The sequence below is a fragment of the Collinsella aerofaciens genome (genome assembly GCF_040910185.1).
Taxonomy (GTDB): Bacteria; Actinomycetota; Coriobacteriia; order Coriobacteriales; family Coriobacteriaceae; genus Collinsella; species Collinsella aerofaciens_BF.
In genome coordinates this window covers 1-17,121 of the sequence record NZ_JBDGBA010000030.1, presented here as the reverse complement: position 1 = coordinate 17,121, position 17,121 = coordinate 1, and the positions used below count along the sequence as shown (strand labels likewise).

At 59.7% G+C, this 17,121-nt stretch carries 11 protein-coding genes and 1 tRNA gene; 4 read left to right on the top strand and 8 right to left on the bottom strand.

All coding sequences use genetic code 11. The annotated features are described in order from the left end of the window. The 4 genes from AB5Z54_RS09330 to AB5Z54_RS09315 all read left to right on the top strand — a co-directional run. Positions 1–2,230: PTS transporter subunit EIIC (locus AB5Z54_RS09330; protein WP_368161324.1), on the top strand; the 2,230-nt coding region annotated here is incomplete at its 5' end. A gap of 125 nt (positions 2,231–2,355) precedes the next feature. Next, positions 2,356–3,369: a polyprenyl synthetase family protein gene (locus AB5Z54_RS09325; RefSeq protein WP_138375219.1), complete on the top strand. Its 1,014-nt coding sequence runs from the start codon at positions 2,356–2,358 to the stop codon at positions 3,367–3,369. A 138-nt stretch (positions 3,370–3,507) separates the two neighbouring features. Next, a complete protein-coding gene (locus AB5Z54_RS09320; protein ID WP_022094145.1) occupies positions 3,508–4,413 on the top strand; it encodes a peptidoglycan-binding domain-containing protein in 906 nt (301 codons plus the stop codon). A gap of 38 nt (positions 4,414–4,451) precedes the next feature. Beyond that, positions 4,452–4,523: transfer RNA gene (locus AB5Z54_RS09315), tRNA-Gln, on the top strand. A gap of 496 nt (positions 4,524–5,019) precedes the next feature. Here AB5Z54_RS09315 and AB5Z54_RS09310 read toward each other — a convergent pair. From AB5Z54_RS09310 to acpS, 8 genes are all read right to left on the bottom strand, one after another. Beyond that, positions 5,020–7,191: a hypothetical protein gene (locus AB5Z54_RS09310; RefSeq protein ID WP_138375218.1), complete on the bottom strand. Its 2,172-nt coding sequence runs from the start codon at positions 7,189–7,191 to the stop codon at positions 5,020–5,022. A gap of 184 nt (positions 7,192–7,375) precedes the next feature. After that, positions 7,376–9,265 (bottom strand): carbon starvation CstA family protein, encoded by a 1,890-nt coding sequence (locus AB5Z54_RS09305; protein WP_138375217.1) that lies wholly within the window; start codon positions 9,263–9,265, stop codon positions 7,376–7,378. A gap of 812 nt (positions 9,266–10,077) precedes the next feature. Further along, on the bottom strand, positions 10,078–12,462 hold the full coding sequence (gene tsaD / locus AB5Z54_RS09300; RefSeq protein WP_271761489.1) for a tRNA (adenosine(37)-N6)-threonylcarbamoyltransferase complex transferase subunit TsaD: 2,385 nt from the start codon (positions 12,460–12,462) through the stop codon (positions 10,078–10,080). Beyond that, a complete protein-coding gene (gene tsaE / locus AB5Z54_RS09295; RefSeq protein ID WP_117735673.1) occupies positions 12,449–12,955 on the bottom strand; it encodes a tRNA (adenosine(37)-N6)-threonylcarbamoyltransferase complex ATPase subunit type 1 TsaE in 507 nt (168 codons plus the stop codon). The genes tsaD and tsaE overlap by 14 nt, the downstream gene beginning before the upstream one ends. Positions 12,956–12,967: 12 nt before the next feature. Next, entirely contained in the window at positions 12,968–13,588 is a 621-nt protein-coding gene (locus AB5Z54_RS09290; RefSeq protein WP_006235848.1) for a uracil-DNA glycosylase, read from the bottom strand. Between the two features lie 8 nt (positions 13,589–13,596). Next, the gene (gene alr / locus AB5Z54_RS09285) at positions 13,597–14,742 is read right to left on the bottom strand and encodes an alanine racemase (RefSeq protein ID WP_035137770.1); all 1,146 of its coding nucleotides are present in this window, start codon (positions 14,740–14,742) and stop codon (positions 13,597–13,599) included. A gap of 2 nt (positions 14,743–14,744) precedes the next feature. Beyond that, on the bottom strand, positions 14,745–16,361 hold the full coding sequence (locus tag AB5Z54_RS09280) for an NAD(P)H-hydrate dehydratase (RefSeq protein WP_368161322.1): 1,617 nt from the start codon (positions 16,359–16,361) through the stop codon (positions 14,745–14,747). Beyond that, the gene (gene acpS / locus AB5Z54_RS09275; RefSeq protein WP_368161320.1) at positions 16,362–16,901 is read right to left on the bottom strand and encodes a holo-ACP synthase; all 540 of its coding nucleotides are present in this window, start codon (positions 16,899–16,901) and stop codon (positions 16,362–16,364) included. Positions 16,902–17,121: the final 220 nt, after the last annotated feature.

Here is a 17,121-nt window from a genome sequence, read left to right as displayed (position 1 = left end):
GCCTATCGGTCTTGCCCAAAAGCAACCGGCACGCTGCTGCCTCGAGGCACTCGTGGCCTATTTTGCCTATTGCTTCTTTTTGAGCGAGATCATTAAGCTGAGCGGAGACAACCTTGGACTTAAGTACCCGTCATCTTTGACCCCCGCCAACGGTATCACCGTCATCGACGGCATTAAGACGCTCGACACCGGCATTATCGGCCCGCTGGCGGTATCGGCAACCGTCGTCGCCATCCATGACCGCTTCTACGATGCCAAGGTTCCCGATTGGCTCGGCACCTTCTCGGGCTCCTCGCTGGTCTACCTCATCAGCTTTTTTGCCGTGTTTGCCCTTGCCGCTATCTCGGCCGCCATCGTGCCCTCCGTATACGCAATGACCGAAACGCTGCGCCATGCACTTACGAGCGTCGGCCCCTTTGGCGTGGGCATCTTTGTGCTTTTGGAGCGAGCACTCGAGCCCATGGGGCTGCACCACCTGCTCTACATGCCGATCTACTACGACAACCTGGTCATTAACGACGGCATCTACGCCACGTGGAGCAGCTTGCTCCCCATCCTCTCCCATAGCACGCGCCCCCTTAATGAGCTTGCGCCGTGGGCCGGTTTTACCGCCACTGGCTGGGTCAAGCTCTTTGGCCTTCCTGCCATCGCAGCCGCGTTCTACTCCACCGCAAAACCCGAGCGCCGCGCCGGCCTCAGGGTCATCCTTGTTCCCGCCATCATCGCCTCGGTGGTTTGCGGTGTTACCGAGCCACTCGAGTTTCTCTTTATGTTCACCCACCCCGGGCTCTTTTTTCTCTACGCCGTCTTATCGTCTTGCCTTGCCACAACCATGAATCTCTTTGGCATCGTCGGCATCTTCTCAGGCGGCCTCATGGAGATGGCAGCCTTCAACTTTATTCCGCTCATGCGCACGCATGCCGGTGCCTATCTTTTGGCGCTCGGTATCGGCCTTGCCTTTAGCCTCATCTTTTTTGTTAGTTTTCGAGCACTCATCTTGGCCTATGACCTTAAGACGCCGGGCCGCGAGGATCATGTCGCCAATCGCGCGGCAATCGATCGTTTAACGGAAAGCGGCTTTGCCAAAGAGCAATCTCCCAACGACGAGGTCGATAGTCGATCCGATCAAGATCACGTCCTCGCTGAGCGGGTAATTCAGCTTTTAGGTGGCGTTGGCAATATCGTGGGCGCAACCAACTGCGCCACGCGTCTGCGCGTCGAGGTCGCAGACCCTTCCATCGTTGCAGATAACGCGTCGTTTGTCGCGGTGGGCGCCAAGGGCCTCATCATTACCGGCAAGACCGCCCAGGTGGTCATCGGCATCTCCGTTCCCCGCGTTAAAGAGCATTTTGACCAGATCATGGGCCTCGAGCCGGAATTTGTGCCCACCACCTCGGCCTCCCCTGCCGCCAGCGCAGCCCATAAGCGCGGCGATATCTGCTTCTTCGATATCGACGGAACGCTCGCCTGGCAAGACCCCAGGCTCGCCCAAGACCTTCCCGAAGACGAGCGGGACCTCTCCCCCTATCCCAACGAGGCGGTTTCGCAGGCAATCCGCGAGTTTGTCGCCAACGGCAACATGGCCTTTATCTGCACGGGGCGCACCCTCAGCTGCATCCACCCCAAACTTCTTGAGCTGCCCTGGACCGGCATCGTCTGTCTTGCGGGCGGTTACGCCGAGATCAACGGACACGCAATTCGCGATCTGTCGATGACGCCCAGCATGCTGCAGCATCTTGCCCCCTATCTTGAGCAATCGGGCGAGGTCATCCGCTTTGAGGGCCTCAACGGCGTCGTGCGCATGAGTGCCGATGCCCCCGATGCCCCCGGATACGCGCGCACCCTGGGCGACGCAGTCACGCAGCTGCAACATTACAGTGTCTACAAGATCTTGATGTCTACATCGCTCGCCAACCACATCGCTCAAGATAAGGCACTTGAGCCGCTGCTGTGCTTTAACGAGCTCGAACTCGAGGTAACCGAAATCTCGCCCCGCGAATGCACGAAGCGCGGGGGCATCCAGTCTGTACTCGACGCCCTCGATCCCCACCACGGAACCGTATACGGCATCGGCGACGCCAGCAATGACGTCTCGCTGATGAACGCCGTCGATGTCGGTATCGCCATGGGCAATGCGCCGGACTATCTCAAAAAGCGCGCCGACTACATCACCGACTCGGTCGACAAAGATGGCGTCGTCAAGGCGCTCGAGCACTTTAGGCTTATATAAGCAGCCGGCACGCGCACACGTCCCGTTTCCCCAAATCGCCAAAACAGACGCGCCGGCAACTCCAATGTGGCAATATGGTATCTGCACACCGCAACGATGCAACCTAAGAAAGAATGCGAGAACCCGTGTCCAGTCCGTTTACCAGCTTTTTAGCCCAGCACTTTGACCAGATCAACGACTATCTGGCCACGTTCTTTGACGGACAGGCGACCTCTGCCGATATCGAGCGCTACCTGTATACCCCGCTCTCGGCATTTACCGCCAATGCCGGCAAGCGCCACCGCCCGCTCATCTGCATGCTCGCCGCCACCGCAGTGGGCGGCAGCTTTGAGAGCGCCCGCAGCGCCGCGGCGGCCATCGAGCATTTCCAGTCGGGTGCGCTCATCCACGACGACATCGCCGATAACGGGCAGCTGCGCCGCGGTAAGCCCTGCATGCACCTCACCGAGGGCACGGGGCTTGCTATCAACTGCGGCGACCTGGCACTTACCATGGTCACCAAGACGGTTCTCGACGACCCCACGCTGGAGCCCAACGTAAAACTCCGCGTGCTCCACGAGCTTACCGAGATGATCGTCCGCACCATCGAGGGCCAGGCGCTCGACCTGGGTTGGGTACGCGACGGGCGCTTCGACATCTCGGTCGACGATTACCTGGACATGGCGACGCACAAGACCGCGTACTACAGCGGAGCCACGCCGCTTGCCACCGGAGCCATCATCGGCGGAGGCAGCGAGGAGCAAATTGAGGCGCTGCGCGCCTTTGGCCTGCACACGGGCCTTGCCTTCCAGATTCAAGATGATCTGCTCAACTTGATCGGTACCAAGGAGGCCGCCAACAAGGACTTCCGCACCGACATCACCGAGGGCAAGCGCACGCTTGTCGCCGTACACGCCCTCTCCGATGAGCGCTATCACGACGAGATTGAAGCGATCCTCTCCTCGGGCACCGAGGACCCCGCGCAGCTCGCACGCGCCGTGGAGATCTTCCAGGAGACCGGCTCCATCGATTACGCCCACACTTACGCGCTCGACCTGACCGCTAAGGCCAAAGCGGCCATCGAGAACGTTGAGCTTGATCCGCACGCACGCGAGCTGTTCCTCTCCATGGCAGATTTCTTTGTGGAGCGCCTTAACTAACGGGGGTTATAAAACCTGTCAGCAGCGTATTTAGGCACAACTTGCTACACTGTTGAGTGCATGTTTATGCATCCCTTTGCGTTGTCTATCCGACAGACGCTCAAATAGTACGAATGGTACGCCGAAAGGGGTTCGTTCATGGAACCTATTACAACGGGCATGCAAGGAGCAGCCGTCGAGGACGTGCAGTCTCGTCTCCTGCAGCTCGGCTACACGATTGATGCCGCCGAAGTCACCGACAAGTACTTTGGAGCCACCACTGAGCAGGCCGTCAGCACCTTCAGGCTCGACAGCGGCCTTGCTGCCGGTCATGCCGTCGATATCCCCTGTTGGAGCGCCCTTGTAGACGCTTCGTATAAGCTGGGCGACCGCACCCTCTATCTACGCATGCCCAATTTCCATGGCGCCGATGTGCAGGCCCTGCAGCGCGCTCTCAACGTTTTGGGCTTTGCCTGTGGCGAAGACGACGGCTACTTTGGTCCGCATACCGAGGCCGCCCTGCAGCAGTTCCAGGAAAATGTCGGCCTGTTTGCCGACGGCATGGCCTTCCAGGACACCTACGCCTACATCAACCGCCTGCACCATGTGTGGGAGGGCAAGCCCTCGGTCACCGAAGCCGAGTCCCGCATCGGTTTTGCTCGCGCCGCCAACGTGCTCGAGCGCTTCCAGATTGCCGTTATCGGCGAGGACCCCATCGCACGCAGCGTTGCGTCGCGCATGTGGAATATCGCCACGGCAACGACCGACAACAGCGGCATGATGCTCTGCGACTCCGAGGTCCCAACCGACGTTGACCTAGTGCTCGAGATCGCAAGCGATGAGCTGCCCGCAGATGCAGCGCCGCGCGCCACGATCGCCCTCGCCGAGTGCCACAACCTGGCCCAGCGCATCCGCACTGCCAATGTCGCCGCGCAGCAGAAGCCGGCACGCATTCGCATTGAGCTCACGGGCATGACGCGCTACAACGGCACCTTCACGGCCAGCGACGCGCAGACACTCGCCGTACGCCTGCTCGACGGCGTTTGCGATGCCCTCGCAGATTAGGTAAACTAAACGAGTTGCTTTTGGGCAACACCGCACATTGGGACGTAGTTCAACGGTAGAACTCCGGTTTTTGGTGCCGGCTGTTGGGGGTTCGAATCCCTCCGTCCCAGCCCTTAAGAACACAGCGCTCCGGGCCCTTATGAACCTGGAGCGCTTTCTTGTGGGCAAGCGGAGGGATTCGAACCCGCAAGGGTGCGGAGCTGAGGAAACGCGAAGCGTTTTCCAGCGCAGCACGCAAGGAGCGAAGCGACGCAGCGGGGCGCGGCCGCCGAAAAGGCGGACGCGGAATCCCTCCGTCCCATACCAGTCGAGAACACCTCGCATCAAGAAATATCAGCCCAGTTCCGAAAAGCGAGCCGCCATCTACAAAATGGCGCGTGGCCCCGGCGGACCGGGCATTAAGCTTGTCGCGAGTTCCGCACGCAAAGAAGGCCACGCGACCTCGATGTTTTGGACGTGACAGCGAGAGGGGTCCTGGTATGGCAAGGTGACGTGAAACAAGGCGGCGCTGACCTTCTGGTCGCGCCGCCGAAGTTGAACGTCAGATTGCCGTGCCAGGGCCCCTCGCAGCGTCAGGAAGACCGCCGTTCGGTAGAACGGCGGAATCTAGTTGTTGAGCATGCGGTCGAAGCTTCCCGAGTCGCCATCCCGATAGTCTGCGGTCATCAGAATCTCCTGCGGAATGCGCCCGCCCTCGCGCAGCACGTTGCGGAACTGCACGCGCGTAACCATGGGCAGATCCTTGATCGTCGCCGCCAGGTTCTGCGGCACGCCCTGGTTGGCAGCCGCGGGCTCGCACTCGCCGCCGGCCTTCACGCGACGCTTATGCTCGGCGAGCATAGCGCGATACATGCCGGCATGCAGGCGAATCTCAACCACATTGGCATTGCGAGTCTGCTCGACGATACGCGCGCCCTCGCGATCGATATCGCCCACGTAGTAGACGTAGTTAAAGCGATAGCCAATCTCGGCCAGATAATCGTCCAGGGCATGCGAGACGCTCGCCTTGCATCCGCCGCCAAAAATCACGCCGCCCACCTTGATGCCAAAGAGCTTGGCGTGCTTGCGGCCACGCAGCAGCTTGACGATCTCGTCGTAGGTGTCCAGGTTCTCGACCATAATGAACGGCTTGTCGGCTCCCAGCGTAAAAAAGCCCGTAAAGTGCACGGGGCGATTGGGGGCGACCTTGATCGCCTGCATGCTGATGCCCTTTTCGGTCATACGCCTGATCAGGCGCTCACCGTGCTTGCCGTCAAAAGCCTTCTCGTCGTTAAAGATCTGGTAGGCACGCTGGCGGCGCGAGGCAACCGGCGTATCGGCACCTCGGTTCTGCTCGATCCAAGCCTGGATGATTGCGATTTCCTCGGCAATCTTGCGGTTGGACATCTCGTTGTGCTGAGTGCGCTGCGGAGCCTTTTTGCCGTCCTTGCCCTCGACCTTTACGATCTGTGTCTGCTGCTCCTTGATCTTAGAGAGCGCCGTAGGCGTAGGGACAACTTTGAGCAGCTGCCTGCCTAAAACGCGGGCAAGGGCAAACGCCGAGACCTCGCCGTGGACTGCCGACTTGGGCTGCTGGGCAGCAGTATCTGCTGCGGTAGACTCCGGCTTCCTCTGAGACTTGCGCTTAGAATCGCCTTGGGAATTGCGCTCGCGCTTCGGCATAGGCGCCTGCTTCTGCGGACGATCGGACTTGCTCTCCTTCGCCGGCTGGCGCTTAGGCTGCCCCGAAGAAACCTCGACCTTCGCATCCTCGTCCTGTGGCATGGTCTTCTCGGCTGCAGTCTCGGCATGGGAACTGCGGCCCCCACGATGGCGACGGCGGCGAGGCTTGCTCGACGCGCCCTGCTCCGCCTGCTCATCAGTAGGCTGCTGGCCCTTGGCCTCGGCATCAACCTCAAGCTGCGGCTCAGCAGGCTTCTGTTCGCGAGCCGCCGCCTCAACGGCCTTCTCGTCCTGAGTGGTCGAAGCCGGCTCGCTCTTCTCCTGATGCCTTACGGGATACGCGCGCCCCGCAAAACCACGTCCGGGACGGCATGAACCCGGAGCCTTCTTGACCGGTTCATCGGACGCGTCAGCAGCCTCGACGGAATCCTGGACCTCGCATGCAATACCTCGCTGCTCGGCCTTAAAGTGGGCACCGCGGCGACGCTTGGGGTCCTGGATCTCAGCATGCTCTTGAGCGCGAGTCGGCTCCTGCATCCCGACGGACTTTTCCTCGACGGCCTCAGCATCCGTCTCACCCTTTTGAGCAACGGCGCGACGGAAGCGCTCCTGCTGGGCGCGGCGCTGCGCATCGCGCTTGCCACCCCCGCCAAAACCGCCGCGTCCTGCCTTGGCCGTAAAGGCACGCACGACGTTCTCATCGAGCAACTCATCGGTATCGACATGCTCACGCGGAGCAACTTCTTCCACAGCAGGCACGTCAGCAGAATCCTCGACGACAAAATCTTCGACGGACTCGGCAGGCTGCTCCTGGACATCGCGGATCTCGGCATTGATGGTATAGAACGCCGGGCGCCCGTTAATGCCGCTACCCTCGATCTTTGTCACGATATTTGCCGCGATAAGCTCATCGCGCATCGCCTTGGTGTCACATTCCTTATCGACAGAGCGGAAAATCTGCGCCAGCGCACTCGACTTAATCTTGAGCACCTTGCGGCAGAGCAGGTCGTAGGCAACCAGCTTGGCACGCTCGGCAGAAAGCGACGTCCGGCTGCTCAGACGTTCAGCCAGGGCATCGACATTATTTTGGTTATCGGAATATACCGTCTTGGCCACGGGGCCCCTTTCATATGCACACATATACGTCTATATGGTACAACGCGCGCCCTTATCCACGCAAAACATCTGCGAGAACACTCGAGCGTCACCCGCTTTTGCATGAAAAAAGGACCGAGCCCGCGAAATCGCGGACCCGGTCTTTCCGAGTCATATAGATGTGACGTTCAACTCGTCAGGTCAACTAAGCCTTGGCGGCCTCGGCGTCGGCAGGAGCCTCAGCGGCAGCGGCGCGGCCGTACTCGGCCTTGCCCATCTCAGACCACTCGGGCTCCTCGTCGGGCATGGAACCGGCCTCCTTGCCGAAGAACTCCTTGAGGCAGTTAACGGCAACGATGAGGCCCAGGACCATCAGCAGGACGGCGAAGACAAGCTGCAGGCCCTTGGTGGCGGCGACGGAGACGGCGGCCGTGGTGGCGGTAGCCGGGATGGTGCCGAAGAAGCCGTAAGCCTGGACAGCGGCCATGCAGCCCATGGCGCTCTGGACCAGCGAGGTGAAGGTGCAGCAGAGCAGGAAGGCGACGGGCACATAGAGCATCCAGCCCTTGCGGCCGGTGCACTTGCAGAACACGGCGAGGGTGATCATGGTCATGCCGCCGAGCAGCTGGTTGGAAGCACCAAAGAGCGGCCAGATGTTGGCATAGCCACCAAAAGCGAGGGCGAAACCGGGAAGCAGGGTAACGACCGTGGCGAACCAGGGGTTGCCGAGGACCTTCATGTAGCCGGCCTTGGACTCGATGGCCAGGGCATCGTTGGTCTGGGCAAAGAACTCGGAGAACGAAGTGCGGGCGATGCGGGCGACGGCGTCGAGCGAGGTCAGGGCCAGAGCGGAGACGTTCATGGTCATGAAGACGGTAGCGAGCGTGCCGTCAACACCGAAGGCCTGCATACCGCGGGAGATGCCAGCGGCGAAGATCTGGAACGGGGTGGAAGCGACACCGGCGTTGAGGGCGCCGGTACCGGCGGTGTTCATGTCGGAGAACATGATGCCAGCGACGATGATGGCAAGGATGCCGACGAAGGACTCGACGATCATGGCGCCGTAACCGACCTTGACGGCGTCCTGCTCCTTCTCGACCTGCTTAGAAGAGGTGCCGGAAGAAACGAGGCTGTGGAAACCGGAGAGAGCACCGCAAGCGACGGAGACGAACAGGACCGGGAACATCATGCCGGAGGCAGTGGAGAAGCCGGTGAAGACCGGAGCGGTGATAGTGGCCTGACCGTTGACGCCCAGGACGACGATGCCGAGGACAGCGCAGACGATCATGACAATCATCATGATGGAAGTGAGGTAGTCACGCGGGGTCTTGAGCATCTGGATGGGCATAGCGCCAGCGAAGACCAGGTAGACCATGACGACGGCGAACCACTGGAACTTATCCAGGTAGACCGGGAACTGCATACCGACGGCGAACATAAGAACCATGAGGACAACGCCGGTGACGAACTCGGCAGCGCCGGTGAGGTTGAACTTCTTCTGGGCCCAACCAAAGGCGATAGCGACGAAGGTGAACAGGATGGAGATGGTACCAGCGCAGCCGGCGGCATAGGACTTGGTGAAGTCGATGGCACCGGTAGCAGCACCAGAAGCGTCAACGGCCGGGGTGAACATGAACGTCTTGCAGACCATGTCGGTGAAGGCGGCGATGACGATGATGCAGAACAGCCAGCAGAACAGCAGGAACAGGCGACGGCCGGTCTTGCCGATGTACTTCTCGATGAGCTGAGCGAGCGACTTGCCGTTGTTCTTCATCGAAGCGTACAGGGCACCAAAGTCGTGGACGGCGCCAAAGAAGATGCCGCCGATGAGGACCCAGAGCACGACAGGCAGCCAGCCAAAGGCCATGGCGACGATCGTACCCGTGACAGGGCCAGCACCGCAGATCGAGCTGAACTGGTGCGAGAACGCGGTGAAGGCGGAGACGGGCGAGAAGCTCTTGCCGTCCTTCATGCGCTTGGCCGGCGTGAGGGCCTCTTTGTCAACGCCCCACTTGTTGGCCAGCCATCGGCCATAGCCCAGATAGCCGCAGGCGAGCACCGCCGCGGCCACAACCATGAGCAAAACTCCGTTCATTGCATTTCCTCCTCTAAAAAGAACTTCCTAGACATAAAAAATGAGGGCCGTCGGTTGCGCTCGACGGCCCTCATCTTCATCAGCCGCCCGTTATCGTACGGGCTAGCTGTATGTGCTAACCCGCATCAGATAATTACTACGCTGATAATGTTTAGCTGATGCGTGAACATGTCTAAGAAATCCTCTTCAATCATGATGCGAACAATCCGTGCGTGTTCACATCCCCCAGTGGTTGAAAAGGAGTATGAAACTTTAGTTGCCTAAAGTCAACGCAAATTTGTAATGAATTTTCAACTTTTTTGGATTTCTCGGTATAAAACGCCACTGACCTCGGACTTTACCCCACGACAGTTTTTGCATGAGGGATGCCCCTCGGGAGCGGGCGGGCGTATACAAGGTTTCCTGCTCTACAGTCCTGCTCGCACGGAGAGCACATTAAGTGCTCTCCGGCTCGTGCGGAACTCGCGATAAACCTTGTATACGCCCGCCCGCTCCCGAGGGGCTCCCATCCCAAATGCGGAGCAAAGCTCCGCACACCATCTTTTTCTTTCAGCTAAAGCACGCCGAAAATTCGACGCAGCTGGCTAACCTTGCCGGACGTTGTCGACGCCAAACCAGCTCAGAAGCTATATCGATACAGAAAGGTCCCCGGCGCTGCCCGGGCGCCAGCGGCCGCATATGAACTTTATCGCGAGTTCCGCACGAACAGGAGGCCACTTAATGTGGCCCCCGTCGTGAGCAGGACTGTAGAGCAGGAAAGTTCATATGCGGCCGCTGGCGCCCGGGCAGCGTCGGGGACCGCACCCGTACGACTACAGCGTCATGTTTGGATCGGCGTCGACGTCGAACGGCGAGATTTCACCTCGGTCGAATTTACGGCGGGCGACCTCCGCGATCATGGCTGCGTTATCGGTACAGGCAGACAAGGGCGGCACCGTTACGCGAATCCCCTGACGTCCAAGCTTCTTGATCATCATCTCGCGCAGATGCGGGTTGGCCGAGACGCCGCCGCCGATGCAGTATTCCTTACATCCGGTAGCGTGCAATGCGTTTTTGGCCTTCTTGTACTGCACGTCAAAGACAGCCGCCTCAAACGAAGCCGCCAGATCGGGCAGGTGAATCGTGCGCCCGGCCTTGGTCTCCTGCTCGATGTAGAGCGTCACGGCCGTTTTAAGACCCGAAAGCGAGAAACGATAGTCTCCCCTGCTGTTAAGCGCACGGGGGAAATCGATCGCGCGGGGATTGCCCGTCTCGGCCAGCTTGGAAATGATGGGGCCACCGGGATAGCCCAGGCCCAACGCCTTGGCCACCTTGTCGAAGGCCTCGCCCACGGCGTCGTCGAGCGTCTCACCGAGCACCTCGTAGTCGCCCCATGCCTTTACGTGCACGAGCATGGTGTGCCCGCCCGAGACAAGCGTGAAGATGAACGGCGGCTTGAGGTCGGGCTGCGCCAGCAAGTTAGCAAACAGGTGCCCCTCCAGATGGTTGACGCATACGAGCGGCTTACCGGCAGCGTAGGCAAAGCCTTTGGCAAAGGCAACGCCCACCACGAGAGCGCCCACCAGGCCCGGACCCTGTGTCACGCCCACGGCGGCAAGCTCGCTGGGGGCAATGGCTCCACCCTCAAGACCAAGCGATGCTGCGGCATCCTCGAGCGCCGCATCCACGACACTCACAATCACCTCAACGTGTTTGCGCGAGGCGATCTCGGGCACCACGCCGCCAAAGCGGGCGTGAAAATCAATCTGTGTCGACACCTGGTTGGCCAGCATATTGCCATCCGCATCGATAATCGCCACGGCCGTCTCGTCGCAGGAACTCTCGATAGCGAGCACTAGGCGACGGCGCTCAATTTCAGCGCGCTCCTCAACGGTTCGCTCGGGCGCAGGCAGCGGCCATACACGCTGCTCAGCCGCCGTCGGCTCGGGCGAAGCGTTGTCGACCGGGAGCACCAAGGGCAGCGGCGCCGTCATGACGATGGCATCTTTGCCAACACCGTAGTAACCGCGACGACGGCCAGCCTCGGTAAAGCCCAGAGCGTTATAAAGCGCGATCGCTCCCTCGTTACCGTCCTCGACCTCGAGCGAAGCCGTGGTGCAGCCGAGCATCTGGGCATCATAGCTCACGTGCGACAGCAGCTTGCGGGCAATGCCCTCGCGGCGATGTGCCGGGTCGACGGCGACATCCAGAATCTGCACATCACCGTCCACAACCATACCGCCGGCAAGGCCCAGCAGCTTGCCGTCGTCGTGTGCCACCCACCAACTACGCGGCGCAGCAACGTCCTCGCCCAGTTCGGACAGGAACATGCCCGGCGTCCACGCCTCGTGTCCGGCACCTTCAAAGCAGGCAGCCTCCAGCGCGCTCGCGCCCTCGGCATCCGCCGCGCCCATGGGGCGGAACTGCAGATGACGACCGGCGAGCTCATCGGCAACACCCGTAATTTCGCTCTGCGCACTCTCGGCAAGACCAAGACGCTTGCGCTCGTTTTCCTCGGCATCCGAAAGGCGCGTGTAAATCGGCAAGACGCGGGCCGGATCGCCGTCACCCGCAGCGTGCGCGAGCAGCAAGCCCTCGCCCGAAGGCCACCACAGGTCGCGCTCCACGCAGCGGGCGGTCTCGTCCTCACCCAGCAGCTTGCCATAGCGCACGAGACCGTCACCGGTCAGCTGAACCTGGTCCCAGTCCGCTGCTTGGCGCCACTCATCGAGCGCCACGGCGGCCTTGACCACGTGTTCGCGCTCAAATTGACGCTCGGGACCCTCATCGACCAGCATATACAGCGCCGGATATACCTCACCGCGCATAGCATCGGCCAAGATACCAAGCTTGCCGCGCACGCCAGCCTTCCACGCCGTCCAAGCGCAAGCGTCGAGCGTCGACACGCCCAGCAGCGGAACATTGGCACCGCGCGCGAGGCCCTTGGCAGTGGAGATGCCGATGCGCACACCCGTAAACGACCCCGGGCCGCGGCCGACCACGTAGCAACCAACATCGCTGCGATCCAGACCGGCTTGAGCCAGCACGCCATCAACGGTATTCACGAGCTCAACGTTTGCGTGACGGCGACACATGTGGTCGCCACTCACGAGCTTCGTCTCGCCCGTCTGCCCATCAATCCAGCTTGCCGCGCAGGCAAGCATGTCGGTCGAGGTATCGAGCGCCACCACCAGCGCGTTGTCGTTATGCAAGCTCATCTTGTACAGCCTTATCAATCAAATGGGAAAGCTCCATTGCGCGGTCACCGTGCGCCTCAAGCGTTATCGTTCGCACATCGCTGTCGCCCTCATCACGCTTGAGCGTCACCGAAAGATACTCATCCGTCAGCTCGTCCTGGAATTGTTCGCCCCATTCCAGCAGGCAAGCACCCTCATAGCCCAGCACATCGAAAATGCCCGTATCCTCGAGCTCGTAGGCATGCTCCAGGCGGTATAGATCAAAGTGAAACAGCGGAATACGACCTTGATCGTGAACGGCCATGAGCGCAAACGTAGGGCTCGTAACCATATGCTCATCGCCCAGCCCGCGCGAGACGCCCTTGGTAAAGTGAGTTTTGCCCACTCCCAGGCCGCCGGTCAGGATGAGCACATCGCCGTCCTCAAGGCACGGTGCAATTAGCTCGCCAAAGTACTCCGTATCGGCAGCGCAAGTCGTTTTGTAAGTACCTACCCCCAGGCGCTCCAGGGACATATATGCTCCTTATTATTCCGAGGCGTCCTCTGGTGCGGGATGTCGCTCCAGATAGTCGCCCAGCATCTTAAAGTCTTCCTCCAACAGCTCCTGCCACGCCGGATTGCGCAGCGCTGCTGCCGGATGGAACGTGGGCATTACTACAAAATGCCCCATCTGGTGGAACCTACCGCGCAGCTTAGTAATGCCAATCTCGGTCTTAAGCACAAAGTGCGTCGCGGGGTTGCCGAGCGTCACGATGATATCGGGCCAGATGCTACGAATCTGCTCACGCAAAAACGGCGAGCAAGCCAGCACTTCCTCGGGGCGCGGATTGCGGTTTCCCGGCGGGCGGCACTTAAGCACATTGGCAATGTAGACGTCTTCGCGTTTAAGACCCGCCAGGGACAAAATGCCGTTGAGGTCCTCGCCTGCCGCCCCCACAAAGGGTTCGCCCTGCAAATCCTCATTGCGGCCCGGTGCCTCGCCAATAAACATCACGCGAGCGCGGGGATTTCCCACGCCAAACACGATATTGTGACGCGACTGGTAGAGCTGGCAGAGGTGACAATCGCCCAGAACGGCCTCGATCTCCTCGAGTGCGACCTCACGCGGCGCCTGATGGGTATGGCCCGGGATGTGCATGACGCCCATAGCGGCTCCTACACGTAGACCTTGTCGAGACGCATGCCAAAGCCGCAGGCGACCTCGTAGTTAATCGTTCCGCGCAGTCGGGCCATCTCGTCCATAGTGATCTCGGCATCGCCATCGCGGCCGACAATAATCATCTCGTCACCATACTCGGCCTCGGGAATCTCGTGTGCCGGGTTGGACTGAATGGCGACCATAAACTGGTCCATGCAGATATTGCCAACCTGATGCACGCGCTCGCCGCGATACAGCACATCCATACGATTGGAAAGCGTACGCGATAGGCCGTCGGCATAACCGATCGGCAGCGTGCAGATCTGAACGCGCGTGCGCGGTACGCGGTAGGTAAAACCGTAGCCCACGCCCTCACCCATCGCAGGGTGTGCCACGCGCGTCACGCGCGCATGGACGCTCATAACGGGATCAAGCTGCATCACGCGACCACTCAGCTCGCACGGCTGCATGCCATACAAGCCAACGCCGGCGCGAATCATATCAAAATGCATCGAGGGGTCGAGCATCGAGGACGGCGTGTTGGCGCAGTGCACGATACCGCACTCAAAACCCGCATCCTTAATGGCTTGAACGGCCTCGGTAAAGCGCTGACACTGCAGCTTGTAGTCCCAGCCCGAAGGTTCATCGGCCGTGGCGAAGTGCGTAAATACGCCGTCGCACTGAATACCGCGATGGAAATTAATACCGCGGACAAAGTCGAGCACCTGTGTGTAGTGTACGCCGATACGATTCATACCTGTCTCGATGGCGAGATGATACTTGCCCACCTTGCCCGCCGCGACGGCACATTCGCCATACGCAAGAGCAAAGTCAGACGTATAGACCGAGGGCATGATATCAAACTCGAGCAACGTCGGAATGGCCTCGATAGGCGGCTCGCTTAGGATGAGGATGGGTTTCGTAATCCCGCCCTGTCGGAGCTCAACGCCCTCGTTAACCGTCGCCACGGCAAACATGTCGGCACCGGCCGAATACATGATCTTGGCGCACTCAACAGCTCCATGACCATAAGCATCGGCCTTAACCACGCAGCACAGGCGCTGACGTGGATTCAGCAAATTCTTATAGGCCCTCGTGTTGCGACGGAGCGCCCCGCGGTCGATCTCGACCCAGGACCAGCGCGTCAAATCGGCTTTATTCATGATTAGTCATCCGACCCTTCGTCCATGATTCCCAGATCTTCGAGCGCATCCTTTGCCGCCAGCTCCATGGCAGGACCGATCAAGTCGATAAGATCGGTCGCGATAACGCTCTTCTCACCATACTCCGTCGCCGCGGCAAAACCGGCGTAGCTGTGAAGTGCGACGGCGTACGAATACAGCAACTCCCAACGATCCATCTCGTCGCGCATGGTGGCAAGCGTGCCGGCCAAAATACCCGCGAGAACATCACCTGAACCGGCAGTTGCCAGAGAAGCCGGACCCGAGAGCGGCAGCAGTACACGCTCAACGCCACAGATAGCCGTCGTCGGCCCCTTGGCAATGACCACCAGATTGTCGGAGCCTGCAGCCCAGACAACCTTCTGCGCGGCCGCAATCGCGGTACCAAGGTCGTTCACCTCGTCACCGGCAACCAGACGCGAAAGCTCACGATAGTGCGGCGTCATAACCAACGGCTGCTCGCGACGATACATCTCGGGGTTACTATCAATACCGCCAATGGCAATCTTAGCAAGGCAGTTGAGTGCATCGGCATCCAAAATAAGCGGCACATCAAGCTCGAGCAAGCCCGAAACCACCTGCATAGCGCCGGCAGACGTCGTCATACCGGGACCGCACAGTACGCAGCTGTACTTCTTTGCAATCTCGCACACCGTCATGCGCGCAGCGGCGCCAAAGGAGCCGCGGGAATCAGACGGAATAGCAAAGACGGGAATCGAAGGAAGTGCCATGCGAATAAGATTAGCGCAGGCGTCAGGAGCCGCGACTGCCACGTAACCAGCACCCGCGCGAGCTGCAGACTTGGCCGCCATAATGGCAGCACCAGGATATTGTGCAGATCCGGCGACAATAAGCACAGAGCCACGGGAATACTTATCGATATTCGTAGGTAGTGGAGCAAAGTAATCGACTAAGTCACCGGGCTCGACAATCTCGGCGGCGTGGTCGACATCATCGATGACCTCGTCAAGACGGTCGTAAAGATTGCCGCAGATCAAATCGCCAGCATACTCAGGGCCATCAGCGCTATACAAACCAATCTTGGGCGCAATCATCGTCACCGTATGCTCGGCACGAATGCAGTCGTCATCAACAACGCCCGTCTCGGCATTCAGGCCCGAGGGGACATCAATGGATACGACACAATCGGCGCATTCATTGACCGTAGGAATCCAGATGGAGAACGGCGCACGCAGATTCCCGTGGAAGCCGGTACCAAATATGGCATCGACAACAACATCGGCCTTATCGATCAAAACCTCGAGTTCGTCACGCGAGGGGCCGACGCAAACGTGCACATCGCGGCCGGCAGTACGACGAGCAACATGACGTGCCAGAGCAGCAGGAATCTCATCCGGCTCAACCGGAGAAACGATATCGACGTCCACACCCTTATGGCTCAGGATATCGGCGGCAACCCAACCGTCGCCGCCATTATTACCAAAACCGACCAGAACGAGAACCCGATCGGGATTGAGCTTCAAGACCTCGTTGGCGGCAAACTCACCCGCTAGCTCCATAAGCTCGGCCTTCGAAGTCCCTTCGCGTTCGATGATATCCTCGAGACGAACGACTTCTTCGGTACTCAAAACCGGTTTCATCTATGCTCCTAGCGTATCTTGCGAAGCATCGCCCAAGTGCTCCGTCAATGCTGAATTCTGCAGCTGCTCAAGCTCATCTAAAACAGAGCGAGCCTCTTTAAATGTCTGCGCAACGCGTTTCTTGGTGCTCACCTTTTCATCTTTTGGCTTAGGCCGAGCATCTTCGGTAATCGCGATGGCATTCGCAACGGCCAAGTCTCCCGTAAGCGTAATGGAAAGAGCGACCTCAACAACACCCAGTTCTTGAGCGATCTCGAGAGCATGGCCCGAAAGCAGCGCCTTCGGTTTGCCGAGTTTATCACACGTTACCGAAACATCCTTGCGACCCACGCCTTGACTAAAACCCGTGCCGAGAGCTTTAAGCACCGCCTCGCGCGAAGCAAAGCGGCTCGCATAGTGAGCAGCGGGACGCGATGATGCATCGCAATACGCACGCTCTTCTTCGGTAAACACACGCCGAGCAAACGACGGCGTCTTTTCAAGAATTGATTTCATCCGGGAAATCTCGACGATATCAACGCCGATACCAGCTTCAGCCATGTTCACCTCCATATCGCACAGACTAAGTTATTGTAGCCCGTTCACAGAAGATGCGACAAACGAGGGTTATAAAACACAGCTACTATGTGAGACAAAAGCCCACAAACGAAAAAAGGGGGAGGCCGCGAGGCCTCCCCCTTCTAAGTTCAAGCGTACGGCTCGGTGCCGTCCACCGGTCAGCGGCGCCCTGGCCTCCCACGGGCTGACCCCGCAGTACTCT

What these genes read in the sequence shown, in the direction of transcription:
- tsaE (WP_117735673.1), bottom strand. Translation starts at nt 12,955, where the DNA reads ATGTCCCTGGAGCGCCTGGGGGTAGGTACTTACAAAACGACTTGCGCT.
- AB5Z54_RS09305 (WP_138375217.1), bottom strand. Translation starts at nt 9,265, where the DNA reads ATGAACGGAGTTTTGCTCATGGTTGTGGCCGCGGCGGTGCTCGCCTGC.
- acpS (WP_368161320.1), bottom strand. Translation starts at nt 16,901, where the DNA reads ATGGCTGAAGCTGGTATCGGCGTTGATATCGTCGAGATTTCCCGGATG.
- AB5Z54_RS09280 (WP_368161322.1), bottom strand. Translation starts at nt 16,361, where the DNA reads ATGAAACCGGTTTTGAGTACCGAAGAAGTCGTTCGTCTCGAGGATATC.
- alr (WP_035137770.1), bottom strand. Translation starts at nt 14,742, where the DNA reads ATGAATAAAGCCGATTTGACGCGCTGGTCCTGGGTCGAGATCGACCGC.
- AB5Z54_RS09290 (WP_006235848.1), bottom strand. Translation starts at nt 13,588, where the DNA reads ATGGGCGTCATGCACATCCCGGGCCATACCCATCAGGCGCCGCGTGAG.
- AB5Z54_RS09320 (WP_022094145.1), top strand. Translation starts at nt 3,508, where the DNA reads ATGGAACCTATTACAACGGGCATGCAAGGAGCAGCCGTCGAGGACGTG.
- tsaD (WP_271761489.1), bottom strand. Translation starts at nt 12,462, where the DNA reads ATGAGCTTGCATAACGACAACGCGCTGGTGGTGGCGCTCGATACCTCG.